This is a genomic window from Rhodanobacter sp. UC4451_H18 (assembly GCF_052978225.1).
This window is the reverse complement of sequence record NZ_CM129663.1, coordinates 2,751,018-2,767,601: the sequence shown is the minus strand read 5'-3', so window position 1 is coordinate 2,767,601 and position 16,584 is coordinate 2,751,018. Positions and strand designations below refer to the sequence as shown.

Genomic DNA, 16,584 nt, shown 5'->3' with positions numbered 1-16,584 from the left:
TCCGACGCACAGGATATCTTCATTCGGCACCAAGCCGGGCGATTTTCGCATGTCCGCCGTCCTTCGGGCGGCCGCGCGGGGATCACGGCGCCGGCCCACACACCCACGTTTGCGATCCGCGGAGAGACGCGTGCTGCAGGGATATGGCCTGATCTACTTCGGCAACGACTGGTACGCGGAAAACCGTACCAGCAGCCATCACGTGGCCGAACGCCTGGCCCATGCCGCACCGCTGCTGTACGTCGACTCGCCCGGCATGCGCGCGCCGCAGGCCAGCGGGCGCGACCTGCGCCGCGCCTGGCGCAAGCTGCGCGCGGCCCTGCGCGCGCCGGTGCCGGTGCGCCCCAACCTGTGGCATTGCACCGTGCCGCAATTGCCGTTTCGGCGGGTGCCGGGGGTCGACTGGCTGAACCGCGTGTTCGGCCGCTGGGCGGTGCGCCGCGCCATGCGCGTGCTGGGCGACGTCACGCCGATCTCCTGGTTCGCGGTGCCGCACCCGGGTTTCCTGGCGCAGCAGCTGGGCGAGCGCCTGTGCGTGTACTACTGCATCGACGACTACGCGGCGCACCCGGGCGTGGACAGCGAGCTGATCGCCGCACGCGACCTGGATCTGACCCGCCGTGCCGACCTCGTCTTCGTCGCCCCGCCGGCGCTGCTGGAGGCCAAGCGCGCCATCAACCCAGCCACTCGCTTCTCGCCCCATGGCGTCGACACGGCCCTGTTCGGCCAGGCGCGCGACCCCGCCACGGCGGTGCCGGCCGCGGCGCGGGAGCTCGTCCACCCGGTGGTGGGCTATTTCGGCTCCCTTCACGAATGGATCGACCTGGAACTGATCGAATGGCTGGCGCGCGAGCGCCCGCAGTGGAGCTTCCTGCTGGTCGGCCACGCCGCCGTGGACGTGTCGCGCCTGCGCGCGCTGGACAACGTGCGGCTGGTCGGCGCTCAGCCGTACCGCGAGCTGCCGCGCTGGGCCAAGGCATTCGACGTGGCGATCATCCCGTACCGGCACAACCGCCAGGTCGCGAACGCCAATCCGCTGAAGGTGCGCGAGTACCTGGCCACCGGCAAGCCGGTGGTCAGCGTGAGCCAGCCGGAGATCGACAAGTTCGCGCGCTGGGTCGAGATCGCGGCGGACCGGGACGGCTTCCTGCACGGTCTGGATCGGGCGCTGCGGGACGACACGCCGGCGGCAGCCGACGCGCGCGTGGCCGCGGTGGCCGGACAAACGTGGGACAACCGCGTGGACGAGGTGTTGCGCGAAGTATCATCGGCGCTTGCACGCAAGCAGGCATGAATCAGTGGAAACGACAGGGGACAGGATGAACGCGGGAATCGAAGGGAAGCTGCGCATCGCCATCGTGGGTGCCGGCTACGTGGCGCGCCACCACATCGCCGCGCTGCGCCGGCTCGAGTTCGTCGAGATCGTGGGCATCTGCGACATCGACACCAAGGCCGCGCAGGCGCTGGCCACCAGCTTCGGGATCGAGTTCGTCACCGGCGACTTCACCCGGCTCGCCGAACGCCACCCGCATGCGGTGTACGTGCTCACGCCGCCGTCCAGCCACGCGCCGCTGACCCTGCAGGCGCTGGACATGGGCTGCCACGTGTTCGTGGAGAAGCCGATGGCCGACTCCGTCGCCGAGTGCGATGCGATGATCGCCAAGGCGCGCGACAAGGGCCTGTTGCTGTCGGTCGACCATTCCGACCATTTCGATCCGGTGGTGATGCAGGCGCAGGCCTGGGTCAAGGCCGGGCGCATCGGCGAGGTGCTGAGCTTCGACGTGCTGCGCAGCTCGGACTATCCGCCGTACGCGGGCGGCCCGCTGCCGGGCATGGTCAAGCAGGGCTCGTATCCGTTCCGCGACCTCGGCGTGCACGGCCTGTACGTGCTCGAATCCTTCCTCGGCCCGATCGGCGAGCTGGACGTGCGCTATCGCTCCAGCGGCCGCAGCACCAACCTGAAGTTCGACGAATGGGATGCCCGCGCACAATGCGCGGACGGCGTCGGCCGGCTGCTGCTGTCGTGGAACATCCGCCCGATGCAGAACCGCATCATCGTGCAGGGCACGCGCGGCATCATCGAGGCCGACCGTTTCCTGCAGATCTGCCGGATCAAGCGCGTGCTGCCCGGCCCGAAGTTCATCGGCATCGTGCTCACCGCCTTCACCAACGCCCTGCGCGACGTGGTGCGCGTGCCGTGGAACGTGCTGCGCTTCGCCACCGGCCGGCTGCGCCCCTCGCCCGGCATCCAGCACGGCGCGCAGGCATTTGCGCAGGCGCTGCATGAGGGCACCACGCCGCCGATCAGCGCGGAGGAAGGCCGCCGCCATGTCGCGCTGATGGAAACGGTGTGCGCGCAGGCGGATCGCGAACGGCGCGACGAACTGGCCGCACGCATCGTGCCGCTGGCGCCGGTCGACGCGCTGGTGACGGGCGCCGCCGGTTTCCTCGGCCGCGCGCTGGTCGCGGCGCTGCGTGCACGCGGGCAATCGGTGCGCGTGCTGGTGCGCCGGGCCGACCCGGCCGCCGAGAGCGCCGGCATCCAGGTGGTGGTGGGCGATCTGGGCGATCCGGCGATCGTCGACCATGCCGTGCAGGGCGCGCGCGTGGTCTACCACGTCGGCGCGGCGATGCGCGGCGGCCCCGGCGACTTCGAGGCGGGCACCGTGTGGGGCACCCGCAATGTGGTCGACGCCTGCGCCAGGCATGCGGCGGAGCGGCTGGTCTACGTCAGCTCGCTCAGCGTGCTCGACCACGCCGGCCGCGATCCGGCGGTGGCCGTCACCGAAAACTCGGCGTTCGAGCCCTGGCCCGACCGCCGCGGCGCCTATACCCAGACCAAGCTCACCGCCGAAGGAATCGTCAGCGACGCGATCCGCGAGCGCGCGCTGCCGGCGGTGATCGTGCGCCCGGGCCAGATCGTGGGGCCGGGGGCCGAGCGCGTGACCCCGAACGGCACGCTGGCGCTGGCCGGGCGCTGGATCGCGGTCGGCCCGGCGCAGCAGACTCTGCCGCTGGTCTACGTCGACGATGTCGTCGACGCGCTGCTGCTGGCCGCGCACGCACCCGCCGCGACGGGCCGGATCTTCAACGTGGTCGACCCGCAGATCGTCACCCAGGGCGATTACCTGGCCAGGGTGAAGGGCAAGCTGGGCGACGAGCTGAAGCTGCTGCGCGTGCCCACCGGCGTGTTCATGGCGTTGGCTGCCGGCGTGGAACTGCTCGGCAAGCTGCTTCACCGCAGCGTGCCGCTGACCCGCTACCGGGTCCGCTCGCTGCGCCCGCTGGCCAACTTCGACATCAGTGCGGCACGCAGCGGACTGGGCTGGGAACCGCGCATCGGCTTGCAGAAGGGTTTCGAGCGGATGTTCGCGACGAACGCGCAAACAGGCAACGCGCCAGCGACAAAAGCCGACGACGCCTGACCGGCCCGCCCCGCGGGTCACGGGTGACCGGCAGCGACCTCGCACAACACCCGCTCCAGCCGGTCGACGTTGTCGTCCCAGCGAAAGCCCCGCGCGTGTTCGACGATGCGCTCGCCCTGCCATGCCCGGCCGGTGGCTTCCAGCAAGGCGGCGGACAACGCTGCCGGATCACGCACCGGCACCAGCATGCCGGCAAACTCCGGCAGCACTTCGGGGATGCCGCCGACCCGGCTGGCCACCACCGGGATGCCGCAGGACATCGCCTCCAGCACCACATTCGGCACCCCTTCGTTGTGGCTGGGCAGGCACAGCAGGTCGGCGGCGCGGAACCAGTCGCCCAGTTGCGCATGCGGCACGGCACCGACCAGGCTGACGCGTTCGGCGCAGCCCAGGGCGGCGGCCCGCGCGAGCAGTTCGTCGCGGCACGGGCCGGCGCCGGCGTAGACCAGGGCCGCCTGCGGCCGCTGCGCCAGCACGGCGGGAAACGCCTCCAGCAAGTCCAGACAACCCTTCGTCGATTTCAGATTGCCGACGTAGAGCAGCAACGGCTGCTCGGCGCCCAGGCCCAGGCGTTGTCGCGCCGCCTCGCGCGAACCGGGCGAGAACCGCTGCGCATCGACGCCGTTGTAGATCGTGTGCACCCGCGTCGGGTCCGCGCCCAGCGCCACCGCCTTGTCGGCCAGTGCCTGGCTCACCGCCACCACTGCGCCCGCACGGCGCAACGCCGCGCCGATCTGCGGCCGGCGCAACGCACCCTCGGCCATCACGTTCAGGTCGCTGCCGTGCACCTTGACCACGTAGGGGATGTTCAGCCGGCGCGCCAGCCAGCCAGAGGCCACCGCATCGGGATAGGCCCAGCTGGCCAGGATCGCGTCGTATTTTTCCGCGCGCAGGCGCCGGCCGTGCTGCAGCCACAGCGAAGCGAACCAGCACCCGGCATGCAGCGAGCGCAGTCCCGGCGGAAACACGAAAGTGAAGTGGTCACGACGCAGGCCGGGCACGTCGACCGTGCCGCGCACGCCGCCCAGCCGCTCGCGAAAATCCACCGCGGTCAGCACGTGCACCTCGTGGCGCTGGCCCAGGCGCTCGAACTGCTGCCGGTTGAACGCGCCGCGCAGCGGGTCCCACGGCGTGGGAAACAGGTTGGTGGTGATCAGCAGTTTCATGCGTCGGCCGGCTCCCGCTCGCCGCGATAGAGCGATTCGTAGCGCGCGGCCATGCGCTCCAGCGAGCCTTCCGCCTCGACCCACGCGCGCCCGTGCGCGCCGAGTTCCTGCGCGGTCGCGGGCGCCTCCAGCAGCGCGATCATCGCCGCGGCCAGCGCATCCGCGTCGGCGGCCGGCACCAGCTTGCCATTCACGCCCTCGCGCACAATCTCGCCGTTGCCGCCCACCGCGGTGGCGACGATGGGCAGGGCGCTGGCGCAGGCTTCCAGCAATGCCATCGAATAACCCTCGCTGAGCGAGGACAGCGCGAACAGGTCGAGCCCGGGGAGCAGTTCGCGCACGTCGCTGCGATCGCCGAGAAAGCGCACGCTCCCGCCCGGCATCGTCGCAGCGGCAAGCTGCTCCAGCTCGGCGCGCAGTTCGCCGTCGCCGATCAGCAGCAGCACGACATCGGCCACGCGCTGGCGCACCACGGCGAAGGCGCGGATCAGGTTGGCCTGATCCTTGGTCCAGTTGAGCCGGCCCACGCTGCCGATCAGCCGCGCCTGCGGCGGCAGCGCCAGCCTCTCGCGCAGGCGCGCACGATGGTCGGGAGAGGCGGACAGAAACTGTTCCACGCGGATGCCGTTCGGCACCACGCAGGCCTTGCCCGGCGGCACGATGCCGCGGCGCACGGCGTCGTCGCGCGCGGCCGCGCACACCAGCGCCACCGCATCGGTGCGCGCCAGCACGCGTCGATACAGGCCCTCGCGCCGGCGCGAGTTGCGGTTGGCGCCCATGCCGTGGCGCGTGTTGACGACACGGCCGATGCCCAGCCCGGTGCTGGCCCAGACCGCGTGGTAGTGCGCCACCGCGTTGTGGGTGTGCAGCACTTCGGTAGCGGGTGTCGCCAGGGCGCGGCGCAGGCGCAGCAGGGCGCGCAGATCCGGCCCGCGGCGCTTGCCGCAGGCGTGCACGGGAATGCCCTGGGCGTCCAGCTCGTGCGCCAGCGCGCCGGCTTCGAACAGGCAGACCACGCGGCAGCGGTGACCCTGCCGCTGCTGCATGGTCACCAGGTCGATGACCATGCGTTCCAGGCCGCCGCGGTTGAGGTTCTCGACGACGTGGACGATGTTCATGCCGCGGGCGTGGCCGGCAGTTCGGAGATGCACACGCGCCACTTGCCGCTGGGCGTGAGCGGGATGTCGTCGACGAAATGGACTTTCAATTGCAGGCTGTCGCCGACCACCTTGGCCAGCTCGCGGCGGATGTAGGCGAGCGAGGCTTCGTCGAAGCCGGGACCACGCACCAGCGACAGTTCGAGCTGGTCGAGCCGGCGCTGCACCACCTGGAAGCGCACCAGCCCCGGCACGTCCTTGAGCATGTGCGGGAAGAACTCGCCGGGCAGCAGGTGGCCGGCCGGGGTGCGGATCGCGTCGAGCAGGCGGCCATCCACGCGCTGCAGCAGCGGCAAGCCGCGACCGCAACTGCAGACGTGGTCGCTCGCGGTGGCGACGTCTCCGTTGAGGTAGCGCACGAACGGCATGCCGTAGTTGAACAGGTCGGTGATCACCACCTCGCCCGGTTCGGTGACGGGCGCACCGGGGTGCCGCTGCAACTCCACCACCAGGTGATCGGCGTTGACGTGCAGGCCTTCGCGACGCTCGCATTCGGAGGCTATCAGCATGAACTCGCGGCAGCCGTAGGTGTTGTACGCCGGGCAGCCGAATGCACGCTCGATGATCTCGCGCTGGAACTCGTGCAGCGACTCCGCGGCGCCGATGATGCTCCGCGGCGCGGCCACGCGGCGACCGGTGTCGAGCAGCCATTGCGCCAGCCGCACCAGCGGGCCGACGTAGCCGACGATGACCTGCGGGCGGTAGTCGTCGATCGCGTCGGCGTAGCCGGCCATGTTGGCCTCGGTCATGCCGAAGCTGTTGAGCACGCGCCGGGCGAACGCCGCGTTGTACACGCGGTCCTTGAACTGCTGGAGCCGGTGCGGCGTGCCCACGGCCCCGCCCCACACGAACAAGGTGCGCCGGCCCATGCGCGAGCCGGCCCAGTCGTAGCCGCGCCACATCACTGCAGTGCGCCGCTCGTAGCTCTCGCGGGTGTAGCCGAAACGCAGCGGGTCACCAGTGGAGCCGCCGGTGGCCTTGGTCAGCACGCGGTCGTGCCAGCCCTCGGCCTGCAACGCATCGAAGTGCTGGCGGATGTCGGCCTTGGTCAGCACCGGCAGCTGTGCGTAGTCATCCAGGTTGCGGATGTCGGCGACGGCGATGCCGGCCTCGCGCCAGCGCTGCCGGTAATACGGAACCGTTTGCTCGCAGTGCTCCAGCAACCGCTTCAGGCGTTGCCACTGCAGCGCGGCGATCTGCTCCGGCGCCAGCCACTGGTCGCGCTGGTAGTCGGCCAGGTAGGCCAGCGTGTGCCGCCGCCGCAGGCCGCTCTCCCACAGCGGGTAGAGCACGCGGGAAAACGCCTTCTCGTACCACGATGTCTTCATGGATCCCCCCAGGCGCGCGCACCGGCCCACGCCAGCAGACGGCCGAGCGGACGCGGTCGACCGGCGGCGTAGCGCTGGTGCAGGCTCTGCAATTGGGCAATGTCGGCGCGACTCCAGCACTGCAACAACAGGGTCAGCAACGCGTAGGACGCGGTCAGCACGAACGCGCCCAGCAGCAGGGTTGGGATCGGCCCCAGCTGCGCCGCGTGGACCAGCGAGGCGAGCCCGGCGGCCAGCGCCGCCGCCAGCACGATGCGCAGCAGCCGCAGCCACTCCAGCTGCACGCCGCTGATGCGGATGCCGATGGTCAGGTAGGAGGCGGCGATGACGAACAACAGGATCACGATGGCCGCCACCGAACCGTACAGACCGAACCGCGCGATCAGCACGTAATCAAGCAGCATCTTCAGCACGCCAAGAATGATGGTGAGGATCAGCACCACGTTCTGCCGATCCGCACTGACCAGCAGGCTGGTGGCGCCCTGGGTCACCGTGCCCATGGCGCAGGCGAACAGGCACCAGCCGAACACCGGCGCCGCGGCGGCATAGGTCGCGCCGTACAGCAGGCCGATCACCGCGCCGGCGAAGGTGCCGCCGAAGGCCACCACCGGCGCCGCCAGCAGGGCGAGATAGCTGGTCACGGCGACGAAGCGCCGGCCGCCGGCCTCGCGCCCCTGGCTCTGCGCCTTGGCCATCATCGGCAGCAGTACCGCCCCGAACACGCCCGGCACCAGCAGCATGATCCCGGTCGCCAGCTGGTAGGCGACCTTGAAATAGCCCGCCGAAGCGGCGCTGTCGAACAGGTTGAGGAACAGGATCTCCACGTCGCTGGCGATCAGGAAGCCCAGGATGATGGTGACCGAGACGATGCGCAGGTGCCGGCGCACCCGCTGCTGCAACACCTCGGGCACCGCCCCCGCGCCGGCATGCCGCGCCAGCAGGCGCCGCGCCTGGTGGCGCGAGGTGAGCAGGAACACCGCGCCGGAGATCAGGTAGACCACCAGGAACCAGAAGATCGACGCCCCCATCAGCATCGCCGCCGCCACCATCAGCAGGTTCAGCGGCGCGGAGATCAGGCTGACCTTGGCGGTGGCGTCGAACGCCTCGAAACCCTTGGCGACGGCGATGTTGAACATGTACGGCGCGCGCAACGCCACGGCGGCGGCAAGCATGACGAACTCGGTCACGCGCAGGTCGGCGGCGAAACGTGCGCCGAACAGCAGGTACAGCGCCAGCGCCAGCGCCATCACCGCGAGCAGGTGCCACATCTGCATGCGACGCAGGTAACGCACCACCGGCACGATCAGCTCGTGCTGGTCGGCGCCGCGCAGCTCGGCGACGAACTTGATCACGCCGGTGGTGATGCCCGAGTTGGTCGCCACCACGCCGATCGCGGCAAACCAGATGAACAGGCCGTAGATGCCGTAATGCTGCGGTCCCAGCTGGCGCGCGATCAGGATCGCCGCCAGCATCCCCAGCGAGTACTCGACGTAGATGCCGATCGAGGAAAACAGGGTGTTGCGCAAGGCGCCGCTGCGAATGCTCATGAGCCGATCAGCAAGATGGTGGTGATGACGTACAACGCCACGATGGTGGCCACCGACACGGCCAGCCAGCGCATCCAGTGATCGGTCAGGCGCAGCAGCGGCACGCCCGGCCAGCGCTGGCGCGCGCCCATGTAATGGCCCACCACCAGCGCGACCAGCAGGTACATCACCACGGTGTAGCTGCGGCTGAGGAAGAACGCCGCGGAGAACAGCCCGTACAGCGACAACAGCAGGGTGAACGCGATCGCCCGCTCGCCCTGCCACGTGCCGGCCTGCGCCGACTCGACGGCCGTTTCGGGCTGGTGGCGCATCACGGTCATCATCATCCAGAAGCCGTAGGTGGTGAATGCCAGCCACAGGGTGTAGCCCAGAAACCCGGTTTCGGCCAGCACCAGTACCCAGGAGTTGTGCGCGGTGAGCTGATTGTAGTCGGTGAAGTTGCCGGGGCCGACGCCGAGCAGCGGGTTGGAGAAGAACATGTGCATGCCCTCGTACCAGGCATCCACCCGACCAAACGCCGATGACTCGTCCGGGTCCAGCTCCTGCATGCGCGAGGACAGCAGGCGCATCACCAGCAAACCCAGCACGCCGAGCACGCCGGCAGTGAACATGCCGCGGCGTCGCCACACGAAGATGCCGCCGACCACCAGCACCGCGAGCATGGCGCCGCGCGAATTGGTCAGGTAGATGCCGTACAGCAGCAGGCCCGCGGCGGCCAGCCACCAGATCCGGCGCAGGAACCCGCCCCCGCTGCTGAGGAAGAACGCCATCGGCAGCGTGGCGGCAAACAGCAGGCCCACGTCGTTGGGGTCGTTGAAGATGCCCACGTAGCGCACGCGCCCGTCCTCACCCAGCGGTACGCCGGTCCAGCCCATGCCGGTGTTCGCCTGCACGATGCTGTGCTGGGCCAGCACGCAGGCGCACAGCACGAACACCGCCATCGCGATGGTCACCCGGCGCTGCGTGGTGCAGGCGGAGGCGAAGACGAAGAACGCGATCACGATGGGGCCGAAACTCTCCAGCAGCGCAAGCGCGCCGCCGAACCAGTGGTTGGCGACCATCGACACCATGCCTACCAGCAGGAACACCGGCAACAACAGGAACTGCGGCGCGTCGAAATTCTTGCCGGCACGGATCATCCACGCCGCGAAAGCCAGCAGCAGCACCACCGGCAACAGCGGAATGCCCTCCAGCGCGGGCAAGAAATCCTGTGGCCGGACGATGGTGAGCGCGAGGTAGAGAAGGCTTAATGTGAACATGCGGCGTGATCAGGATCGAGCGCGTGACTCGGGGTGAAGAAACGACTGAGCCAGGCCATCACGATCGGTGCCGCGCCCCATGGACGGATGCACGCGTGCATTCGCTCGCCAACCCGCCCCGCACCGTCGGCGGGGCTGACACGATGGTAGCAGTCGCCGCGGGCGACAGGCTGGCACGGTGCACGTTCCGCGCACGCCCCTCGTCGAGCCCGCACCTCAGCCCCCTCCGAGGCGCTTGCGCAGACGCGACCACAGGGAACCTTCCGCCGGTCGCGGCGAACCCGCGCCGGCTTCGGGCAGCTCGACGGCCAGCGATGCCAGCGTGCCGGTGACCACGTTCAGCAGGCGCAGGCTCACGCCGGTCTCCTTGCGCACCCGGCTGGCGAACTCCACCGCCAGCATCGAGTGCCCGCCGAGGTCGAGGAAGTTGTCGTTGCGGCGAATCTCCTCGACGCCGATCAGCTCGCGCCAGAGGCCGGCGAGATACAGTTCGCGCGCATCGCTCATCGCGTCGGTCGCGGGCCCGGCCTGCCGGCCGGGACGCTGCTGCGCCACGACCGCCGCGGCGACGGGCTCGGGCAGTTGCTTGCGATCGATCTTGCCGTTGGGCGTCTTCGGCAGCTGCGCCAGGGTCTCGATGTGCTGCGGCAGCATGTAGCCGGGCAGGCGCTGGCGCAGGTGCTCGCGCAGCTCGCGGGCACCCGCCTCGACGTCGCCGTCCATCACCACGTACAGCACCATGCGCAGGTCGTTGTCGCCGAAGCGGCGCACCCCCGCCACGGATTCGTGCACCGCCGGGTGGCTGTCGGCGGCGGCCTCGATGTCGCCCAGCTCGATGCGGAAACCGCGAAGCTTGACCTGGTGGTCGACGCGCCCGTGGAAATGCAGCACGCCATGGCGCCAGGCACCCAGGTCGCCGCTGCGATACATGCGTGCGGTGCCGCCGACGAAGGGATCGTCGACGAAGCGCTCGGCGGTCAGCTCGGGCTGGAACAGATAGCCGGCGGCCACGCCATCGCCGCCGATCCAGATCTCGCCGATGACGCCCGACGGCAATGGCCTACCCTGCGCGTCCAGTACGTAGATCCGCGTGTTGGCGATCGGCTTGCCCAGCGGCACCGTATCGAGATCCGGGCGGATTCGCACCACGCTGGACCAGATCGTGGTCTCGGTGGGGCCGTACAGATTCCAGAGCTCGCGGCAGCGCCCCGCCATGTTGCGCGCCAGTGCCGACGGCAGCGCTTCGCCGCCGACGAACAGGCGCAGCTGATCCAGCGCGCGATCCCGCCCGGCATCCTGCAACAGGCGCAGCACCGAGGGGGTCACCTGCAGCACGTTGCAGCCGCTGCGCTCGATCAGGTCCCACATCCGGTTCGGATCGTGCTGCTCCTCGTCGGTGGCGATCACCACGCGCCCGCCCACGGTCAGCGGCAGGTACAGCTCCAGCCCGGCAATGTCGAACGACAGCGTGGTGGCCGCGCACACGGTGTCGTCCCGGGAGAAACCCGGCTCGCGCGCCATCGCCAGCAGGAAGTTGACCAGGTTGCGGTGAAGCACGGCGACACCCTTGGGCTTGCCGGTGGAGCCGGAGGTGTACAGCACGTAAGCGGTGTCGTCGCCGTGCACCGGCGGCAAGTTGCCCTCGCCCGCCGGCTGCGCGGCCAGCGCGTCGACGTCGAGCAGTTCGCGACCTTCGGCGACCGCCGCCGGCAGCAGTGCCGCGTCGGTGACCAGCACATGGCGCAGCTGCGCATGCTCGGCCATGTACTGCAGGCGATCCGGCGGGAAGGTGGGGTCCAGCGGCACGTAGGCGGCGCCGCTGCGCAACACGCCGAGCACCGCCACCAGCATCGACAGGCTGCGCGCCACGCAGATGCCCACGCGGTCGCCGCGACCGAGGCCGTGACGACCCAGCGCCAGCGCGAGGTTGCGGCTGGCCTGGTCGAGCCACGCATAGTCGACGCGCTCGCCACCGCACTCGGCAGCGATGCGTTGCGGCGCGGCGCGCATCTGCGCCTCGATCAGCGCGGGCAGGCCCAGCGTGCGGTCGTAGTCCAGCGCGGTGGCGTTCCAGCCCACGAGCACTTGCGTTCGTTCCGCCGCGTCCATCAGCTCGATGTCGCCCAGCGCGCGCTGCGGCGAGGCCACCGCCTGCGCCAGGATCTGCCGCAGGTAATCGATCCAGCGCGCCACGCTGGCGGCGTCGAAGATGTCGGTGTTGTAGGTGAGGCCGCCGGAAAGTCCCTGCGCGTGCTCGATGAACCACAGCCCGACGTCGTCAGCCGCGCCGTGCTGGAACACCGGGATGTTCTGGTGTCCCAGCTCGCCCCAGCGGCCCGGGCGCAGGCGCACGTCCTGGAACGAGAACATCGCCTGGCTCAGCGGCGGGCGGCTGTCGTCGCGGCGCAGGTCGAGGTCGATCACCAGTTGCTCGAACGGCACGTCGGCGCAGGCAAACGCATCGAGCACCACGCCACGCACCGCCCGCAGCGCGTCCAGGAACGAGGCGCCGTCTTCCAGCTGCACGCGCAGCGGCAGCGCGTTGACGAAGAAGCCCATCACCCGTTCCAGCTCGGGCGTGTCGCGACCGCGCACGGGCGTGTTCACGATCACCTCGCCCTGCCCGCTGAGCCGATGCAGCAGCACGCACCAGGCGGTCAGCAACACCATGAACAGCGTGCCCTGGCCCTGCTGGCCGAGCTGGCGCATGCCCGCCGCCTGGTCCGCCGGCAGATGGATCCACTCGGTGGCACCGGCGCCGCTCATGCGCGGCGGACGCGGGCGATCGACCGGCAACGCCAGCGGCTCCAGCGTGCCGGCCAGGCGCTTGCGCCAATGCGCCAGCTGGCGCTTCAGCTCGTCGCCGCGCATCCATTGCGCATGCCACGCGGCGAAATCGGCGTACTCGACCGCCAGCGGCGGCAATGCAGGTTCTCGGCCGGCGGCACGCGCGGCGTACAGCGCCGACATCTCCTCGTACAGCAGGTCGAACGACCAGCCATCCCAGATCACGTGATGCGGCATGAAGAAGAACACGTGTTCGTCCGCAGCGAGTCGGAACAGCCGCACCCGGAACAGCGGCGGCGTGCCCAGGTCGAACGGCTCGGCGATCAGCTCCTCCAGCCGCCGGGCCAGCACGGCCTCGCGCCCGGCCGCGTCCACGCCGGAAAGATCCTCCAGCGGCAACGCGATCTCGAGCTCGGCATGGATGCGCTGGACCGCGGTCTTGTCGTCCAGCTCGATCGCCGTGCGCAAGGTCGGCTGGCGCCGCACCATGTCGCGCAGCGCCTGTTCGAAGGCCGCCACGTTCATCGGCCCGCGCAGGCGATGCGCGGACGGCGCGTGGTAGACCACCTGGCCGGGATTGAGCTGCTCCAGGTACCAGACGCGCTGCTGCATCAGCGAGAGCGGCGCGGTGCCGCGATCGGCGAGCCGCGGGATCGCCGGCGGCGCCGGGCGGGCCTGGGCCGGATCGGTGTCCAGCGCGCGGATCGCCGCCGCCATCGCGGCCACGCTGGGGGCGTCGAACGCGGCGCGCAACGACAGGGTCAACCCCAGTTCGCGATTGAGCCGGGCGATCCAGCGCGAGGCCAGCAGCGAATGGCCGCCCAGGTCGAAGAAGTTGTCGTCCACGCCCGGCGCGTCCACGCCGAGCGTCGCGGCCATCGCTGCGGCCACGCGCTGTTCGAGTTCATCGCGTGGCGCCTGCTGTTCGCGTGCTCCGCTGCCCGCCGCCGTGTCGGGTGCCGGCAATCGCGTGCGATCGACCTTGCCGTTGGGCGACAGCGGGATTGCCGGCAGCATCACGTAGTGCGCCGGCACCATGTACTCGGGCAGGCTCGCGCGCAGGTGCGCGGACAGCGCCGCCGGATCGGCGCTGGCGCCAGCCGCGCCGGCGATGTACGCAACCAGGCGCATGTCGCCGGGGCGATCCTCGCGCGCCAGCACCACCGCCTGCGCCACCGCCGGGTGCGTGGCGAGGCGGTGTTCGATCTCGCCCAGCTCGATGCGGAAACCGCGCAGCTTCACCTGGAAATCGTTGCGGCCGAGGTATTCGATGTTGCCGTCCGCACGCCAGCGACCGAGGTCGCCGGTCTTGTACATGCGTGCGTCGGCGTCGTGGGCGAACGGATCGGGCAGGAAGCGTTCGGCGGTCAGCGTCTCGCGGTTGAGGTAGCCGCGACCGACCTGCACGCCGCCGATGAAGATCTCGCCGGCCACGCCCACCGGCACCGGCTGGCCATAGCCATCGAGGATGTAGATGCGCGTGTTGGCCACCGGGCGGCCGATCGGAATGTTCGATGCGTCGTCGCCGGCCACGCACGCCCACGCGGTGACATCCACCGCCGCCTCGGTCGGGCCGTACAGGTTGTGCAGGCCCGCGCCGGGCAACTGGCGGAAAAACGCCGCGGCCAGTACCGCCGGCAGCGCCTCGCCGCTGCAGATCACCTGCTTGAGGCTGGCGCACGCCGCGGTATCGCCGTGGTCGAGGAAGGCGTGCAGCATCGAAGGCACGAAATGGATCGTGCTGACCTGCTCGCGCCGGATGGTGTCGGCCAGGTAGGCCGGATCGCGATGGCCGCCGGCACGCGCCATCACCAGCCGCGCACCGCTCATCAGCGGCAGGAAGAACTCCCACACCGAGACGTCGAAACTGCACGGCGTCTTCTGCAGCAACACGTCGCGGGCATCGACGGCGAACATCTCCTGCATCCAGCGCAGCCGGTTGACCACGCCGCGATGCTCGTTCATCGCGCCCTTCGGCAGGCCGGTGGAGCCGGAGGTGTAGATCACGTAGGCGAGGTGGCGGTCATGCAGGCCGTTTGCCGCCGCGAGCGGGTTGGACGCCTCGCACGCGGCCCATGCCGGCGCGGCCTGGTCCAGCGCCAACGGCGGCACGGCCGGCGCCAGCGGCGCCAACCGCGACACCAGCGCCTGCTGGGTCAGCAGCATTGCCGGCGCGCAGTCCTGCAGCATCCAGGCCAGGCGCTCGGGTGGATATTCCGGGTCGAGCGGCACGTACGCCGCGCCGGCCTTCAATATGGCCAGCAGGCCGATCACCAGCTCCAGCGAGCGCTCGGCGCAGATCGCCACGCGCTGGTCGGGGCGCACGCCGGACGCGCGCAGGTGGTGGGCGAGCCGATTGGCCCGCTCGTTCAACCCGGCGTAGCTCAGCGTTGCGCCTTCATGGCTGACGGCAATCGCCTGCGGCGTGCGCGCCACCTGCGCCTCGATCAGTTCATGGATGCACTGCCCGGCCGGATAGTCGACGTGGGTGGCATTGAACTTCTCCAGCACCTTGCGCTGCTCGATGTCGGCCAGCAGCGGCAGCCGACCGAACGCCGTGTCGTCGTCGGCGGCCATCGCCTGCAGCAGGGTCTGGTAGTGCCCCAGCCACTGGCGGATCGTGGCGCCGTCGAACAACTCGCGGTTGTACTGGCATTCCAGGCGCAGCTCGCCATGGCTTTGCACCGCGTTGATCGCCAGCTCGAAGTTCTCGTAGCGGCGCGGATTGCTGGCGAATTCCAGCTGCAGGCCGGGGAACGCCGAGTCCTCGTGGTCCAGCGCCTGGTCGATGTTGAACATCACGCTGACCAGCGGCAGGCGCGAAGGGTCGCGGCCGATGCGCAGCTTGCGCAGCAGGCTGCCGAAGGTGAGGCGCTGGTGTTCCAGCGCGTCGAGCAAGGTGGTTTGCGCCTGCTCGATGGCCAGCGCGGCGGGCCGGTCCAGGTCCGGCTCGAACAGCAGCGGCAAGGTGTTGACGCAGTGGCCGACCAGGGCGTCGTGGCCGTCGATCGCCTGCCCGGCGGTGGGGATGCCGATCACCACCCGCGACTGGTGTGCCAGCCGGATCAGCAAGGCCGCGAAACTGCCCAGCAAGGTGGCGAACAGGCTGGCGCCCTGGCGCGCGCCGAGGCGGCGGATCGCCGCGACCAGTTCCGCATCCAGCGTCCAGTCCTCGCGAGCGGAGCCGAAGCTGCGGCGGGCCGGGCGCGGGCGATCGGTGGGCAGGTCGAGCACCGGGATCTCGCCGGTGAAGCGCGCCAGCCAGTACTGCTCGTCCTGCGCGTATGCAGCATCCGGCTGGCAGGCCTGGGCCAGCGCGTAGTCGGCGAACGCTTCGGCCGGCGGCAGCGCCTCCACCGCGTGGCCGAGCCGCTGCGCGTACAGCGTGCCCAGCTCGCGCACCAGCACCCACCACGACCAGCCGTCGCAGACGATGTGATGGGCGGTGAGGATGAGCACGTGCTCGTCGTGCGCCAGGCGGAGCAACTCGCCGCGCAGCAGGTGGTCGCGGCCCAGCGCGAACGGGGTTTCCACCACCGCGGCGCGACGCTCGGCCACGGCCTGCTCGCGCCGCGCCGGATCGGCGGCCGACAGGTCGAGCAACGGCAGCTCGAAGCTCACCTGCTCGCGTATGCACAGGGCTTCGCCATCCGGGCCGAAGCTGGCGCGCAGCGCATCGTGCCGATCCAGCAGCGACTGCAACGCCGCGTGCAGCGCGGCCGCATCGAGCACGCCGCGCAAGTGCAGCGAGACCGATTCGTTGTAGGCCAGCGAAGCCTCGGCGCCGAGCTGGTCGGCCAGCCAGATTTCGCGCTGCGGCTCGGTGCTGGGCGCCACGCGCGACAGCGTGCCGTCGGCGAAGGGGTCGTAGTCGACGGCGAGCGCCGCGTCCCTGGCTGGGGTTCCGATGCTCAT

8 protein-coding genes are annotated in these 16,584 nt (G+C 70.3%); 2 read left to right on the top strand and 6 right to left on the bottom strand.

Going from position 1 to position 16,584, the window contains the following annotated elements; genetic code table 11:
- Positions 1 to 130 precede the first annotated feature (130 nt).
- Entirely contained in the window at positions 131 to 1,294 is a 1,164-nt protein-coding gene (locus tag ACVCMG_RS12420; RefSeq protein WP_447101501.1) for a glycosyltransferase, read from the top strand.
- A gap of 25 nt (positions 1,295 to 1,319) precedes the next feature.
- Entirely contained in the window at positions 1,320 to 3,425 is a 2,106-nt protein-coding gene (locus ACVCMG_RS12415; RefSeq protein WP_395120371.1) for an NAD-dependent epimerase/dehydratase family protein, read from the top strand.
- A 17-nt stretch (positions 3,426 to 3,442) separates the two neighbouring features.
- On the opposite strand, the gene ACVCMG_RS12410 is transcribed toward ACVCMG_RS12415, so the two are convergent.
- The 6 genes from ACVCMG_RS12410 to ACVCMG_RS12385 form a co-directional block, all read right to left on the bottom strand.
- On the bottom strand, positions 3,443 to 4,591 hold the full coding sequence (locus ACVCMG_RS12410) for a glycosyltransferase (protein ID WP_447114259.1): 1,149 nt from the start codon (positions 4,589 to 4,591) through the stop codon (positions 3,443 to 3,445).
- Positions 4,588 to 5,709: a glycosyltransferase gene (locus ACVCMG_RS12405; protein ID WP_447114258.1), complete on the bottom strand. Its 1,122-nt coding sequence runs from the start codon at positions 5,707 to 5,709 to the stop codon at positions 4,588 to 4,590. Before ACVCMG_RS12405 ends, ACVCMG_RS12410 begins: the two co-directional genes overlap by 4 nt.
- Positions 5,706 to 7,076: a phenylacetate--CoA ligase family protein gene (locus ACVCMG_RS12400; RefSeq protein ID WP_447114257.1), complete on the bottom strand. Its 1,371-nt coding sequence runs from the start codon at positions 7,074 to 7,076 to the stop codon at positions 5,706 to 5,708. The genes ACVCMG_RS12405 and ACVCMG_RS12400 overlap by 4 nt, the downstream gene beginning before the upstream one ends.
- Entirely contained in the window at positions 7,073 to 8,623 is a 1,551-nt protein-coding gene (locus ACVCMG_RS12395; RefSeq protein ID WP_447097929.1) for an oligosaccharide flippase family protein, read from the bottom strand. The genes ACVCMG_RS12400 and ACVCMG_RS12395 overlap by 4 nt, the downstream gene beginning before the upstream one ends.
- Complete coding sequence (locus ACVCMG_RS12390; RefSeq protein WP_447097928.1) at positions 8,620 to 9,882, bottom strand: O-antigen ligase family protein; 1,263 nt, start codon at positions 9,880 to 9,882, stop codon at positions 8,620 to 8,622. Before ACVCMG_RS12390 ends, ACVCMG_RS12395 begins: the two co-directional genes overlap by 4 nt.
- A gap of 216 nt (positions 9,883 to 10,098) precedes the next feature.
- On the bottom strand, positions 10,099 to 16,584 hold the full coding sequence (locus ACVCMG_RS12385) for an amino acid adenylation domain-containing protein (RefSeq protein WP_447114256.1): 6,486 nt from the start codon (positions 16,582 to 16,584) through the stop codon (positions 10,099 to 10,101).

Bases quoted from the DNA above. Each gene is read 5' to 3' on its own strand.
- ACVCMG_RS12415 (WP_395120371.1), top strand. From the start codon at position 1,320: ATGAACGCGGGAATCGAAGGGAAGCTGCGCATCGCCATCGTGGGTGCC.
- ACVCMG_RS12410 (WP_447114259.1), bottom strand. From the start codon at position 4,591: ATGAAACTGCTGATCACCACCAACCTGTTTCCCACGCCGTGGGACCCG.
- ACVCMG_RS12405 (WP_447114258.1), bottom strand. From the start codon at position 5,709: ATGAACATCGTCCACGTCGTCGAGAACCTCAACCGCGGCGGCCTGGAA.
- ACVCMG_RS12400 (WP_447114257.1), bottom strand. From the start codon at position 7,076: ATGAAGACATCGTGGTACGAGAAGGCGTTTTCCCGCGTGCTCTACCCG.
- ACVCMG_RS12395 (WP_447097929.1), bottom strand. From the start codon at position 8,623: ATGAGCATTCGCAGCGGCGCCTTGCGCAACACCCTGTTTTCCTCGATC.
- ACVCMG_RS12390 (WP_447097928.1), bottom strand. From the start codon at position 9,882: ATGTTCACATTAAGCCTTCTCTACCTCGCGCTCACCATCGTCCGGCCA.
- ACVCMG_RS12385 (WP_447114256.1), bottom strand. From the start codon at position 16,584: ATGAGCATCGGAACCCCAGCCAGGGACGCGGCGCTCGCCGTCGACTAC.